12 protein-coding genes are annotated in these 12,741 nt (G+C 66.2%); 7 read left to right on the forward strand and 5 right to left on the reverse strand.

Features of this window, described 5'->3' with window-relative positions; translation table 11 throughout:
- Nucleotides 1-128 precede the first annotated feature (128 nt).
- Entirely contained in the window at nt 129-1,151 is a 1,023-nt protein-coding gene (locus MGN01_RS00830; protein WP_147044673.1) for a zinc-binding dehydrogenase, read from the forward strand.
- 74 nt (nt 1,152-1,225) lie between these two features.
- Nucleotides 1,226-2,203 (forward strand): lipid A biosynthesis lauroyl acyltransferase, encoded by a 978-nt coding sequence (locus MGN01_RS00835; protein WP_147044674.1) that lies wholly within the window; start codon nt 1,226-1,228, stop codon nt 2,201-2,203.
- Here MGN01_RS00835 and MGN01_RS00840 read toward each other — a convergent pair.
- From MGN01_RS00840 to MGN01_RS00850, 3 genes are all read right to left on the reverse strand, one after another.
- The gene (locus tag MGN01_RS00840; RefSeq protein ID WP_147044675.1) at nt 2,196-3,464 is read right to left on the reverse strand and encodes an aminopeptidase; all 1,269 of its coding nucleotides are present in this window, start codon (nt 3,462-3,464) and stop codon (nt 2,196-2,198) included. The two genes, MGN01_RS00835 and MGN01_RS00840, sit on opposite strands and share 8 nt — an antisense overlap.
- 59 nt (nt 3,465-3,523) lie before the next feature.
- The gene (locus MGN01_RS00845; protein ID WP_147044676.1) at nt 3,524-3,817 is read right to left on the reverse strand and encodes a DUF2218 domain-containing protein; all 294 of its coding nucleotides are present in this window, start codon (nt 3,815-3,817) and stop codon (nt 3,524-3,526) included.
- A gap of 449 nt (nt 3,818-4,266) precedes the next feature.
- The gene (locus tag MGN01_RS00850) at nt 4,267-5,721 is read right to left on the reverse strand and encodes an FAD-binding oxidoreductase (RefSeq protein WP_147044677.1); all 1,455 of its coding nucleotides are present in this window, start codon (nt 5,719-5,721) and stop codon (nt 4,267-4,269) included.
- Between the two features lie 96 nt (nt 5,722-5,817).
- Here MGN01_RS00850 and MGN01_RS00855 point away from each other — a divergent pair, with 96 nt between their 5' ends.
- The 5 genes from MGN01_RS00855 to MGN01_RS00875 all read left to right on the forward strand — a co-directional run bounded on the left by MGN01_RS00855 (nt 5,818) and on the right by MGN01_RS00875 (nt 11,341).
- The gene (locus tag MGN01_RS00855) at nt 5,818-6,516 is read left to right on the forward strand and encodes a fumarylacetoacetate hydrolase family protein (protein WP_147044678.1); all 699 of its coding nucleotides are present in this window, start codon (nt 5,818-5,820) and stop codon (nt 6,514-6,516) included.
- A 55-nt stretch (nt 6,517-6,571) separates the two neighbouring features.
- Nucleotides 6,572-7,048, forward strand: a complete 477-nt coding sequence (locus MGN01_RS00860; protein ID WP_147044679.1) for an NUDIX domain-containing protein — start codon at nt 6,572-6,574, stop codon at nt 7,046-7,048.
- Between the two features lie 104 nt (nt 7,049-7,152).
- A complete protein-coding gene (locus tag MGN01_RS00865) occupies nt 7,153-9,456 on the forward strand; it encodes an FdhF/YdeP family oxidoreductase (protein ID WP_147044680.1) in 2,304 nt (767 codons plus the stop codon).
- A 58-nt stretch (nt 9,457-9,514) separates the two neighbouring features.
- Nucleotides 9,515-9,820 carry an RNA polymerase sigma factor region1.1 domain-containing protein gene (locus MGN01_RS00870; RefSeq protein WP_147044681.1) on the forward strand — a complete coding sequence of 102 codons (306 nt, stop codon included), beginning with the start codon at nt 9,515-9,517 and terminating at the stop codon, nt 9,818-9,820.
- Between the two features lie 138 nt (nt 9,821-9,958).
- Nucleotides 9,959-11,341: a class II 3-deoxy-7-phosphoheptulonate synthase gene (locus MGN01_RS00875; RefSeq protein WP_147044682.1), complete on the forward strand. Its 1,383-nt coding sequence runs from the start codon at nt 9,959-9,961 to the stop codon at nt 11,339-11,341.
- A 56-nt stretch (nt 11,342-11,397) separates the two neighbouring features.
- Here MGN01_RS00875 and MGN01_RS00880 read toward each other — a convergent pair whose 3' ends face one another.
- Both MGN01_RS00880 and MGN01_RS00885 read right to left on the reverse strand, forming a co-directional pair.
- The gene (locus tag MGN01_RS00880; RefSeq protein WP_147044683.1) at nt 11,398-11,583 is read right to left on the reverse strand and encodes a hypothetical protein; all 186 of its coding nucleotides are present in this window, start codon (nt 11,581-11,583) and stop codon (nt 11,398-11,400) included.
- The gene (locus tag MGN01_RS00885) at nt 11,580-12,713 is read right to left on the reverse strand and encodes a M48 family metallopeptidase (protein ID WP_147044684.1); all 1,134 of its coding nucleotides are present in this window, start codon (nt 12,711-12,713) and stop codon (nt 11,580-11,582) included. The genes MGN01_RS00880 and MGN01_RS00885 overlap by 4 nt, the downstream gene beginning before the upstream one ends.
- Nucleotides 12,714-12,741: the final 28 nt, after the last annotated feature.

The following is a 12,741-nucleotide window of genomic DNA, read 5'->3' on the forward strand; positions in this document are numbered from 1 at the left end:
GCGAGGCTTCCAGGAAGCGTACGGGGTGCTGGACCCCTCCTTCGCGGTACCGCGTTGCTGGCGGCTCAGAAATGAAGTCGCTGGAAGGAGGCTGGCTACTCGCCGACGCGTAATGCGAGACGAGTTTGATGAAAGCCCTCCAGCTCTTCGGCGATCGTGATCTGCGCCTCGTCGAGATCGACGCCCCCCCTCCGCCCTCTCCTGGCGAGGTTCAGGTGCGGGTGCGCGCGGTCGGTCTGAACTTCATCGATGTCTGGGGTTTTCGCGGAATGGCCTTTGCCAAGCGCCGGCTGCCGCTCACCGTCGGCGCCGAGGGCGCAGGCGAGGTTGCTGCCCTCGGCGACGGCGTCGAGGGCCTGAAGGTCGGCGATCCCGTCGCGCTCTACGGCGCCCTCACCTGCGGCAAGTGCAAGGCCTGTCAGGAGGGCCGTGACAACCTCTGCGAGGATGTCGGCGGCGTCTACGGCTTCCACATTGACGGGTTTTCACGCGAGCTGATCAACATCCCGGCGCGCCTCTGCGTGAAGGTGCCGGCGGGCGTCGATCACGTCCAGGCGGCCTGCGCCGGCATCGCCTTCGGGACCGTTCAGCACATGCTGTTCGACAACGCGCGGCTGGAGCCCGGTGAGAGCATCCTGGTCCATGCCGGCGGCTCGGGCATCGGCACCACGGCGATCAAGATGGCCAAGGCGATCGGCTGCACCGTGTACACGACCGTCGGAGACGACGAGAAAGGCGAGAAGGCGAAGGCGCTTGGGGCCGATTTCGTCGTGAACTACCGCGAAGAGCGCTTCGAGGGCGAGGTGCGGCGGCTGACGAAACGCAAGGGCGTCGACGTCGTATTCGAGCATGTTGGCGCCGACACCTGGAACGGCTCGCTACTCTGCCTGAAGCGGGGAGGGCGGCTCGTGACCTGCGGCTCGACCTCCGGCCCGTCAACGACGATGAACCTGATGCAGCTGTTCCAGCAGCAATATCGCATCACCGGCTCGTTCGGCTGCCGCATCGAGAATATCCGGCAATCGCTCGATAAGATGGCACACGGCCTGACACCGGTCGTCGATACGGTTCTGCCGCTCGCAGACTTCACGCAAGGGCTCGAAAGGCTGGAATCGCGGAAGGTGTTCGGGAAAATTCTCGTTACACTTTGAAACATTGCTTGGGCGGGCGTGTCGGGTATATGGCCTGACCGAATTTCATCCCTCCCCCATTCCATGAGCCGCCCGTGTTGCGTCTTGCGCTGATCCTGCAGCGCCATCTCCCCCGCATGGCCGGGCTCGCGACGATCCCCCTGATCCGGGGGCTCTTCCTGATCGCGCGCGCGCTGGGCGCCGATCGCGCCAGCAATACGGGTGGCTGGCTGGCACGCACGGTCGGCCCGTGGCTGCCCTCTCACAAGATTGCGGTGGCCAACATCCGCGCGGCTTTTCCGGATCTCGACGAGGCCAGCGTGCAGCGCATCGCCCGCGAGGCCTGGGACAATCTCGGCCGCACCGGCGCCGAATACGCTCATCTCGATACGCTCTTCGACTTCGATCCCGAGGGGCCGGAGAAGCGTGTTTCGGTCCAGGGCATCGACCAGTTCGTTGCGGTCCGCGACGATGGCAAGCCGGGCCTGCTCTTCTCGGCACATCTGGCCAACTGGGAGCTGCCGGCGATCTGCGCGGAAAAGTTCGGGCTCGAGACCACCGCGGTATTCCGGCCGCCGAACAACCCTGCCGCGGCGCAGCTTGTCGCGGAGGTGAGGCGCAAGACGATGGGTGGCCTCGCCGCCTCACAGCCTGGCGCTGTCTTCGCCATGCAGGGCGTGATCGAGCGGGGCGGCCATCTCGGCCAGCTCATCGACCAGCACTTCACCCGTGGCGTCGTGGTGGAATTCTTCGGCCGTCCGGTGCTGGCTAACCCTCTCCTCGGCAAGCTCGCGCGTCATCACGACTGCCCTGTCCACGGCGCCCGTGTGGTGCGTCGACCCGGCGGCCGGTTCATGCTGGAGCTGACGCCGGCCCTCGACCTGCCGCGGGATGCTTCAGGACAGATCGACGTCCAGGGCGCCATGCAGGCGATGACAAGCGTAGTCGAGGGTTGGGTGCGCGAGAACCCGGGCCAATGGCTCTGGATGCACCGGCGCTGGCGCCCGAACATGCTGCCGAAGCCGAAGACCGCGGCTCAGCCGAGCCCGGCTCCGGCCGAGCCGGTCAGCTGATCCACTCGCCCTTACGCATCACCGGGATGGCTTGGCCGTCCGAGGCGATGCCGTCGACGTCAATCTCGGCGGAGCCGATCATCCAGTCGATGTGGATCAGGCTGCGGTTGGCACCGCGCGAGGCGAGATCCTCTTCGCTCAAGCCCTCGCCGCCGTTCTTGAAGCATTTCGAATAGGCTTGGCCCAGGGCAATATGGCTCGCAGCGTTCTCGTCGTAGAGCGTGTTGTAGAACAGCAGGCCCGAGGCGGAGATCGCGGAGGAGGCTGGCACCAGGGCCACCTCACCGAGGCGCGCCGCGCCCTGGTCGGTCTCCAGCACCCGCGCGAGCACGTCGTTGCCAGTGCGGGCGCTCGCCTCGACGATGCGACCTTCCCTGAAGGTCACGCGGATGCTGTCGATCAGTGTGCCCTGGTAGGAGAGCGGCTTGGTGCTCGTCACATAGCCCTCGACACGCGCCTTGTGTGGCGTTGTGAAGACCTCTTCGGTGGGGATATTGGCGTTGCAGACGATGCCGTTCTTGGCCGTCGTGGCGCCACCGCACCATTCATGATCGTCGGCGAGACCGACCGTGAGATCGGTGCCGGGACCCTGGAAGCGTAGGGCCGCGAAGCGGTGCCCATTCAGCCACTCGGTGCGGTGGCGAAGTGCGGCATTGTGAGCCTGCCAGTCCGCAACAGGATCGATCCCATCGACGCGGGAGGCGACGAAGATCGCGTCCCAGAGGCGGGCGACCGCCTCGGCCTCGGGCAGGTTCGGAAACACTGTGCGCGCCCAGGGTGTGGTCGCGGCCGAGACGATGGTCCAGTTGGTGGAGAAGCCGGCGATCAGCTCCAGAGCCGGCAGATAGGCCTTGGAACGGGCGCGGTTCGCCCGCGAGACCTTGTCGGGATCTTGACCGGCGAGCAGCGAGGGATCGTCGCCGGAGATCGCAAGGCGGGCGGCGCCGTTGCGATAGGCGTCGGCCATGCCGTTGAAGAGCCAACCGGCGGCGGTATCGAACGCATCGTTGCGGGCGTGGCCGAAGCGCGCGAGCGTCGCGGCGTCGTCGTTGTACAGCGTCGTGACCAGCGAGGCGCCGGCCTTGTAGGCCTGCTCGGTGATCGCGCGGGCGAGCGCCACCGATTCCAACGGTGCGGTGAGGATCAACTCTTGCCCGGGTTTCAGCCCGAGCCCCACCTTCACAGCGACCTCGGCCAATCTGTCGAGGCGCTCGGAAAAGCTGAGGGCGGGTGTCTCCGTCCCGCAAACGGCCGTCGTCATGTCACGTCCTTCTGCCCGATGATCCGGCTCAAGATCGGGCTTGGGCGGTGCGGTTCAAGTCAGGCTGCGCGCGACCAGCGGATCTCACCGAGATTCTCGCGAAAGGCGAAGCGCAGGAGATGGTCGGAGACGACGTTCTCCAGGCGGGTGAGAGCCGATTGATCCGGCGTGGCGACCTTCATCAGGAGCGCATCGGCGCTGGCCTCGAAGGTGCAGACCCGGTCCTCACCGAAGGGTACGACGCCGTGATCGCTGTCCGCCTCGACGGGAAACTTGTGGCTCCAGTGCCGGCAAAGCTGCGTGAGGTAGCGGCTCGCTTCGGAAGTCGGCACTCGCGCCTGTGAGGTGGGCATCGGAACGGCTCCTTTCTCTGTCGCGTCAGTCTGGTTTTCGGCTCGAACGGAACATCGGAACGCAGGCTCCAGCTTGTCCGTCGAGCCAGGCAATATTGCGGCGCAGCGTAGCCGTAATCCGCGACGTCGTTGTGGCGTCGCCGGTCCAACGCATCATGTTGCGCAGAACCGTCACCGTGGAGGCGCAAGGCTCCATCGTCGGCGAAAGCGGTGCTGAAACCGTTAAGCTTAAGTCACTCATCGCCCCGACCCTCGAATGCGGTGAAGGCTGCGAACGTTCCAACATGCATGCCCTGCGCCGCCGCTCGCCAAGCCGAGCAATGGCAACGGGTAATACGTAAATATGCGCTCGTTTTGTGCGGTGCACAACCGCGATTTATGTGGTGAAGCGCTGAGCTCGTGCGCTGTTGCACGCTTCACGCAGCCTCTCTCCCATGCCTTGCGAAGGCTCAGACGGGCAGCGCGGGAGGAGCATCGTCACCGAGCGCGACGATCTTGCCGGGGTTCATAAGGTCGTGCGGATCGAGCGCGGCCTTCAGGTGCCGCATCAGGTCGAGCCCGACCGGGTCGGCGTAGAGCGCGAGCTCCTCGCGCTTGATCAGGCCGACGCCGTGCTCCGCCGCGATGGATCCGCCCATGCTCGACACGATGTCGTGGACGATCCGGTTGAAGCGGCTCCACTCGGCCAGATAAGCGGCCTTGTCCATGCCGACGGGCTGGGACAGATTGAAATGGATGTTGCCGTCGCCGGCATGGCCGAAGGCGCAGACGCGCAGGCCTGGCATTTCCCGCTCGCAGGCTTCGGTCGCTTGTTCGAGAAAGTCGGCGAGGCGCGACAGCGGCACCGAGACGTCATGCTTGATCGAGCCGCCCTCGGCTTTCTGCACATCGGACAGGTGCTCGCGCAGGGACCAGAGACCGGTGTTTTGGGCTTCGCTCGTGCCGATGGTCGCGTCTTCGATGAGGCCGTCCTCAATGGCGCTGCCGAGCAGACCTTCGAGTTCGGAGGCGGTGTCGGCATCCGGCCGGGTCGAGGACAGCTCGACGAGGGCATAGACCGCGTGATCGCCCGCAAGAGGCCTGACCGCGCCGGGCACATGCTTCAGCACGATCTCCAGTCCGAAGCGCGGGAGCACCTCAAAGGCAGTGAGGTCGCGGTCAGCGGCGCGGCTCATGCGCTGAAACAGCCCCACCGCCGTGCGGAAGGAGGGCAGCCCGACGAAACCGACACTGCGCGAGACCGGCTTCGGAAACAGCTTCAGCACGGCCGCCGTGATGATGCCGAGGGTGCCCTCCGACCCGATGAACAGGTGCTTGAGGTCGTAGCCGGCATTGTTCTTCCGCAGGGCCTTCAGGCCGTTCCAGATACGGCCGTCGGCGAGCACGACTTCGAGCCCCAGCACGAGGTCACGAGCATTGCCGTAGGCGAGCACGGCCGTGCCGCCGGCATTGGTGGCGAGGCTGCCGCCGATTCGCGCAGAGCCCTCCGAGGCATAGGAGAGGGGAAACAGCATGCCGGCTTCATCGGCCGCCGCCTGTACGTCGGCAAGGATCACCCCGGCTTCGACGGTGATCGCCGCATCGCCTGGATCCACCGAGCGGACGCGGTTCAGCCGCGCCAGCGACAGCACGACGCCGCCATAGGGCACGCCCCCGCCCGTGAGCCCGGTATTGCCGCCCTGCGCGACGATCGGCACACCAGCCTCGGCACAGGCGCGAACAGTCGCTGCGACCTCCTCGGTGCTGCCCGGCCTGACCACGGCGAGCGCCGTGCCCCGGTAGAGGCCTCGTGACTCCACGAGTGCCGGTGCGATGTCGTCCGGCTCCGTCAGGACATGCCGGTCGCCGAGCCGTTCGCGCAACGTCGCGAGAAGGACGTGTGTGGTGTCCTGGGACAGGGGCATGGTGTGGTGCGAGATGATGACCGGCTGTCGAAGACGCTCTACATAGCAGGAGGCCCCGGCCTTTGAAGGACGCGCGGCCATGCAAAGGCCGCGACCATGCTCTCCGTGATCCCCAATCCGCCCCGTATCGTTTTGCCGATCGTCGGAAGTGAGGACACGTTTCCCGTTCGTCGCGTCTATTGCGTCGGCCGCAACTATGGGGCGCATGCGCGCGAGATGGGCGCTGACCCGGACCGGGAGGCGCCGTTCTTCTTTCTGAAACCGGCCGATGCCCTGCAGGTGATCCCCTACGGCATGGTCACCGATCACCCCTATCCGCCGCGCACGGAAAAATACCATTTCGAGGTCGAGCTGGTGGCCGCCCTCGGCCAGGGCGGCCGCGATATCCCCGAGGCGGACGCACTGTCCCATGTCTACGGCTACGCGATCGGCCTCGATATGACGCGGCGCGACCTGCAGGACGAGGCCAAGCGCATGTCGCGGCCCTGGGATATGGGCAAGGCAGCCGATGCCTCCGGCCCGATCGGACCGCTGCATCCCGTCTCCGCGATCGGCCACCCGGCGAAGGGGGCGATCACCCTGTCGGTCGACGGTCAGCAGCGGCAGAGCGGCGATCTCTCGGAGATGATCCAGTCGGTGGCCGAACAGATCGCGCTGCTCTCGACCTATTTCGAGATCCATCCCGGCGACCTGATCTTTACGGGAACGCCGTCCGGCGTTGGCGCGGTCTCACGCGGCGAGACGATGACCGCCGCGATCGAGGGGTTGGGGAAGATCGACCTAAAGGTGGTGTGAGCCTGCAGCCTTCGGCCATGGGGAATGCCCCGCCCCATCTCACGCGAAGCCCAACATGGCCCTGAACCTCGATCTGCCGTTCCTGCGCCAGCTCGCCCACGGCGCTGCCATGCTGACTCGCGGCATGACGCTTGGCGTGCGCGGTATTGCCATCGATGGTGAGAACCGCGTCTGCCTTGTGCGGCACACCTATGTTCGTGGCTGGTATCTGCCCGGCGGCGGCATCGAGCCCGGTGAGACGGCTGCCGCCGCGATGGCCCGCGAGTTCCGCGAGGAAGCCGAGCTGATCGTCGATCCGGCCGTTCCGCTGCACCTGCACGGATTTCTCCTCAACGCGCGCCAGTGGCGGCGCGACCACATCGCGCTCTTCGTCGCGCCTGCCTTCACTCTAGCGCGGGTCAAGACGCCCGACCGCGAGATTGCGGAATGCGGCTTCTTCCCGCTCGACTCTCTGCCGACGGACACCACCCGCGGCACCCGCGCCCGGCTCGACGAGATCCGCGAGGGCCGGGCGCCGAACGGGTACTGGTAGCGCGAACTCCCTGCAGCGGCTCTGCGCCAACCTGCGGCGCCTTGGCCTCCTCCGGAACTCGCGATTTGACCTGCCGTTGCCTCTGGTCAGTGTGGAGGCGTCCCGTGGGAGAACCGAAGATCGAAGCCTACGAGGATCCGGCGGGCGGCTGGGGCTCGGCGAAGTCGCTGGTCGAAATCCTCACGCGCGAGGAGATCCCGGTCTCCGGCGCCGCGATGCTGATGAAGCAGAATAAGCCCACCGGCTTCATGTGCGTGTCGTGTGCCTGGGCCAAGCCCGCCAAGCCCAACACCTTCGAGTATTGCGAGAACGGCGCCAAGGCGACGGCCTGGGAGCAGACGCGCAAGCGAGTCGGGCCGGATTTCTTCCAGCGCCACACCGTCACCGAACTGCTCGGCTGGAGCGATTACGACCTCGAAGAAAAGGGCCGCATCACACATCCCCTCCGTTACGATCCCGAGAGCGACCGCTACCTTGCGGTCTCGTGGCAGGACGCCTTCGCCGAGATCGGACGCGAGTTGCGTGCGCTCGAGCCGAAGTCAGTCGTATTCTACGCCTCGGGCCGGGCCTCGCTCGAAACCTCGTACATGTACGGGCTGCTGGCGCGGATGTACGGCAACAACAACCTGCCCGATTCCTCCAACATGTGCCACGAGGCGACCTCGACGGCACTGCCGCAGTCGATCGGTGTTCCCGTAGGCACCACGGTGCTGGAGGATTTCGAGACCACCGATCTCATCCTTTTCTTCGGACAGAACGTCGGCTCAAATTCGCCGCGGATGCTTCATCCGCTCCAGGACGCCCGGCGGCGCGGCGTTCCGATCATTACCTTCAACCCGCTGCGCGAGCGCGGACTGGAGCGGTTCACCAACCCGCAAGCGCCGCTGGAGATGGTGACCCATTCTTCCACCCGGATTTCGACGCAGTATCACCAGCTCAAGGCGGGTGGCGACATCGCTGCCATTACCGGAATGTGCAAGGCGCTCATCGCCGCCGATCGCGATGCAAAGGCCACGGGCCGCAAGCGGGTCCTCGACCACGCTTTCATCTCCGAGCACACGCATGGCTTCTCGGAGTTCGTCGGCTACTGCGACGCGCAGGACTGGTCGGTGCTTGAACGGCGCTCTGGCCTGAAACGCGCAGATCTGGAGGCCGCTGCCGCGGTCTATGCGCGAGCGGAGCGCACCATTGGCATCTACGGAATGGGTCTGACCCAGCACCGCAAGGGCACCGAGACGGTGCAGATGTTCGTCAACCTGATGCTGCTGCGTGGCAATATCGGTAAGCCGGGCGCTGGCATCTGCCCGGTGCGCGGTCATTCCAACGTGCAGGGCCAGCGCACCGTCGGCATTACCGAGAAGCCGGAGCTGGTGCCGCTCGATCGGCTCAAGGAGCAATACGGGTTCGAGCCCCCCCGCGAGAAGGGTTTGAACACGGTCGAGGCCTGCGAGGGCATCCTCTCCGGCGACGTGAAGGCATTCGTATCGCTCGGCGGCAATTTCGTGCGCGCCATCCCCGACACCGAGCGGATGGAGGAGGCTTGGCGGCGCCAGCGACTGACCGTGCAGATCTCGACCAAGCTCAACCGCTCACACCTCGTCCACGGCGAGGTCAGCTACATCCTGCCTTGCCTCGGCCGCATCGAGATCGACGAGCAGGCGAGCGGACCGCAGGCGGTGTCCATGGAGGATTCCACCGCGCATTTTCACGGCTCGCGGGGTGTCGCCACGCCGATCGGCGATCAGGTGCGCTCGGAGCCTTGGATCGTCGCCGCGCTCGCCAAAGCGGTGCTGCCACCCAATCCGAGCATCGACTGGAATGCCTGGGTCGGGAACTACGCGAAGGTGCGCGACGCCATCGAGGCGACCTATCCAGACCTGTTCAAGGATTTCAACGCGCACCTGTTCGAGCCGGGGGGCATGCGCAAGCCCCTGCCGGCGCGCGACCGCCAATGGAAGACCAAGACCGGCAAGGCGAATTTCATCGTACCGGCAGGCCTCAACGAGGATCCCGACATGCCGGCGCGGGGCCCGGAGGTCCTCGACCTCATCACCCTGCGCTCGAACGACCAGTTCAACACGACGGTCTACGGTTACCACGACCGCTTCCGCGGCGTGAAAGGCACGCGGCAGATCCTGTTCATGAACGAGGCCGACATCGCACGTTTCGACCTCGCGGATGGCGAGAGCGTCGATGTCGCCACCGAGGCCAGCGACGATCACGTTCGCGTGGTGAAGGGGTTGAGGGTCGTGAAGTACGACATCCCCGAGGGCAACTGCGCCGGCTATTACCCTGAGCTGAACGTGCTCATCCCTCTCTGGCACCACGATGAGCAGGCCAAGACCCCGGCCGCGAAGGCGATTCCCGTTCGTGTCACCAAGGCCGGCCGATCCGTGGGCACGAATTGACGGAGTCGGAACGACGCGCAGCCCTCGACGTGGGCGGCGCGCTTTCCATATTCGAAGCATGGACCGGAAGGATACGGACCCCAACGACGCTGCCTATGCCCGACGTCAGGCGGTGATCGACCGCATGCTGCAAGATGCGCTCGCCAGCACGACGCGTCATGCACTGCCGAGCCACGACGCCCTGCCGGCCGATATTCGCCGCACCGTCGACCGCCTGCTCGCCAAGGCCGATGCCGAGCGCCGCACCGCCCTGACCTACGACGATCTCGAAGAAGCGCTTCCCCCGCGTGACATCACCGCCGAGGATCTCGAAGCGATTTTCTGGGTGCTGGCGGAGTATGGAATCGAGGTGGAGGAAGGCTAGAGTTTCAAGGCTCAGCTGCTTTGCAATGCAGCGTCTGGCATAAACCTCGCCACCTCCTGAAAACCTCTCTATAAGCCGCGCTTTCCGCGCGGGCATATCGCTCGCGCCGATGCACGAAGAGGTGTGCGGAGTACCGTCATGGCCGAGCGTTGGACCCCGAAGAGCTGGCGTAACCTGCCGATCCAGCAGGTGCCGTCCTATCCGGATGCCGCCGCCCTCCAGGCCGTCGAGGCTCAGATCGCGAGCTTTCCGCCGCTCGTTTTTGCAGGCGAGGCCCGCAAGCTGAAGGCGCAGCTCGCGCGCGTCGCCGCGGGCGAGGCCTTCCTGCTTCAGGGCGGAGACTGCGCCGAGAGCTTCGACGAGCACTCCGCCGACAACATCCGCGATTTCTTCCGCGTCTTCCTGCAGATGGCGATGGTGCTCACCTTCGCTGGCGGCTCGCCAGTGGTGAAGGTCGGGCGCATCGCAGGCCAGTTCGCCAAGCCGCGCTCCTCGCCGACCGAAACGATGGATGGCGTCGCGCTGCCGAGCTACCGCGGCGACATCGTCAACGGCATCGGCTTCACCGAGGAGGCGCGCATCCCGGATCCGCGCCGCCAACTCGAGGCCTACCGGCAATCGGCGGCGACGCTGAATCTGCTGCGCGCCTTCGCCACCGGCGGCTACGCCAATCTCGAGAACGCGCATCGCTGGATGCTCGGATTCGTGAAGGACAGCCCGCAATCCTCGCGCTACGCGGACGTGGCCAGCCGGATGTCGGATGCGCTCGACTTCATGCGGGCGATCGGCATCAATCCGGAGACGCACCAGGAGGTGCGCACCACGGACTTCTTCACGAGCCACGAGGCCCTGCTTCTCGGTTACGAGGAGGCGCTGACCCGCGTCGATTCCACGAGCGGCGACTGGTACGCCACATCCGGTCACATGCTCTGGATCGGCGACCGCACCCGCCAGCCGGACCACGCGCATATCGAGTATGCCCGCGGCATCAAGAACCCGATCGGCCTCAAATGCGGGCCGTCAATGACGGCCGAAGGTCTCCTCGGCCTCATTGACCAGCTCAATCCGGAGAACGAGGCCGGCCGGCTCTCGCTGATCTGCCGCTTCGGCGCCGAGAAGGTGGGCGAACACCTGCCGAACCTGATCCGGGCGGTGGAGCGGGAAGGCCGCACCGTAGCTTGGATCTGCGATCCGATGCACGGCAACACAATTTCGGCCGGCCGTTACAAGACGCGTCCGTTCGAGCGGGTGATGCAGGAAATCGAGGCGTTCTTCGGCGTGCACCGCGCCGAGGGCACGATTGCCGGCGGCATCCATCTCGAGATGACCGGCAAGGACGTCACGGAATGCACGGGCGGTGCCCGCGCCCTGACGGCTGACGACCTGCAGGACCGCTACCACACCTATTGCGACCCCCGCCTCAACGCGGAGCAGGCGCTGGAGGTAGCCTTCCTGACGGCGGAACTGGTCAAGCGCGAGCGAGCCGAGATCGAGCGGCCACGTCTCGACGCTGCCGAGTAAAGCGACAGAGTTAAGCGGCGTGGACCTCTACAGGTCCGCGCCGTCTGCAGCTGCTTTCAGTGCAGCCAGGGTGTGAAGAAGTAGATCAACAGGATCACCGGCAGCGGGATCCCGATCAGCCAAAGAAGACCGCCTTTCAACATCTCAAGAACTCCTGACGAAATTGCACCGGATAACGGGCAGGCGCAGGTTTTCGTTCCTGAGCTTTCTGCAAAGCTGTTGCCGGTCAGAGCCGGCGTCATTTGCCGGGCGTCTCCGGTTTCGCGTCTCCAGGCTTGGACGTTCGGGCGGAGCAGATCCCTTTCAGCGCCTGCCAATCCTCGTTCGAGAGAATGCCGGTGTCCGGTCGCCGCGCGCCGGCGAGACGCCGGATCGTGGCGGCGCGCTCCTTGGTGTAGGGATGGCTACGCAGGAAGCCCGTCGGCGAGCCCTCCTTCTCGGCATCCTTGTCGATGCGCTCCAGGATCGTGGCGAGGGCGGCGCCGTCGCCGCCCGCCCGCAACATCATCGCGACACCGTAGGCATCCGCCGCCCGCTCGGCATTGCGGGAATAGCCGGCCGCGATCGCCGCTTGGCCGACGCCGACAATCACCGTCGAGCCCGTGAGGTCGCCGAGGATCAGGCTGAGCAGGAAGGAGACGCCGCCGGCCGTGATCACGGACTGTGTCGGATCGCGATGGGCGACGTGGCCGATTTCGTGGGCGAGCACGCCGGCGAACTCGTCGGGCGTGTTGGCCTTCTCGATCAGATCCGAGAGCACGATCACCCGCGCGCCGGGCAAGGTCAGCGCATTGGCCATCGTGTGCCGACGGACGCTGACCACCAGGGGGCCCGGTAGGACGGCGCCCTCGGTCATCCGGGTGACCAGTCGGTCGAGCACCGCCTTCCCGGCCGCGCCGTCGCAGAGCGGCGGATCGCCGAGAAGCGACACGACCTGCCCGTCGACGGCGGCTCCGAAGCGCGTCTCCACCTCCTGCGGCACAAGCGGTGCGATGATGGCGGCGGCGGCGGGCACGCCGTAGATCGCGACGAGCAGCACGGAGATGCCCGCAGCGATCGACCAGAGCACGAGGCGCAGCATGCCGCCGCGTCCCTCGTCATCGATGCGCAGATCGGGGCATCGTGCCTCGATCCCAAGGGACAGGGCCTCGTCGGTGAACTCGACCCGGGTCGGGCTGCCGGCGAGGGCGAGCCGCATCGTCGGCGGTTCCGTTTCGCTGGCGCGGATGTCGTAGAGGCGCCAATCCTCGCGAATGCCGCTGCCCGTGATCTCGAGCCGGCTGCCGAGGCGCAGGGTGACCGGATGCGGCCGGGCGCTGAGCCCGTCGAAGAACGTGCCGGTCGCGACGATCGTCGCGGGCGGCGGGCTCATCGGTGACGGACCGGACCGGTCCGGGCGC

The sequence above is a fragment of the Methylobacterium gnaphalii genome (assembly GCF_007992215.1).
Taxonomy (GTDB): Bacteria; Pseudomonadota; Alphaproteobacteria; order Rhizobiales; family Beijerinckiaceae; genus Methylobacterium; species Methylobacterium gnaphalii.

Bases quoted from the DNA above. Each gene is read 5' to 3' on its own strand.
- MGN01_RS00850 (WP_147044677.1), bottom strand. From the start codon at position 5,721: ATGCCCCTGTCCCAGGACACCACACACGTCCTTCTCGCGACGTTGCGC.
- MGN01_RS00840 (WP_147044675.1), bottom strand. From the start codon at position 3,464: ATGACGACGGCCGTTTGCGGGACGGAGACACCCGCCCTCAGCTTTTCC.
- MGN01_RS00880 (WP_147044683.1), bottom strand. From the start codon at position 11,583: ATGACGCCGGCTCTGACCGGCAACAGCTTTGCAGAAAGCTCAGGAACG.
- MGN01_RS00845 (WP_147044676.1), bottom strand. From the start codon at position 3,817: ATGCCCACCTCACAGGCGCGAGTGCCGACTTCCGAAGCGAGCCGCTAC.
- MGN01_RS00870 (WP_147044681.1), top strand. From the start codon at position 9,515: ATGGACCGGAAGGATACGGACCCCAACGACGCTGCCTATGCCCGACGT.
- MGN01_RS00830 (WP_147044673.1), top strand. From the start codon at position 129: ATGAAAGCCCTCCAGCTCTTCGGCGATCGTGATCTGCGCCTCGTCGAG.
- MGN01_RS00855 (WP_147044678.1), top strand. From the start codon at position 5,818: ATGCTCTCCGTGATCCCCAATCCGCCCCGTATCGTTTTGCCGATCGTC.
- MGN01_RS00860 (WP_147044679.1), top strand. From the start codon at position 6,572: ATGGCCCTGAACCTCGATCTGCCGTTCCTGCGCCAGCTCGCCCACGGC.
- MGN01_RS00885 (WP_147044684.1), bottom strand. From the start codon at position 12,713: ATGAGCCCGCCGCCCGCGACGATCGTCGCGACCGGCACGTTCTTCGAC.
- MGN01_RS00875 (WP_147044682.1), top strand. From the start codon at position 9,959: ATGGCCGAGCGTTGGACCCCGAAGAGCTGGCGTAACCTGCCGATCCAG.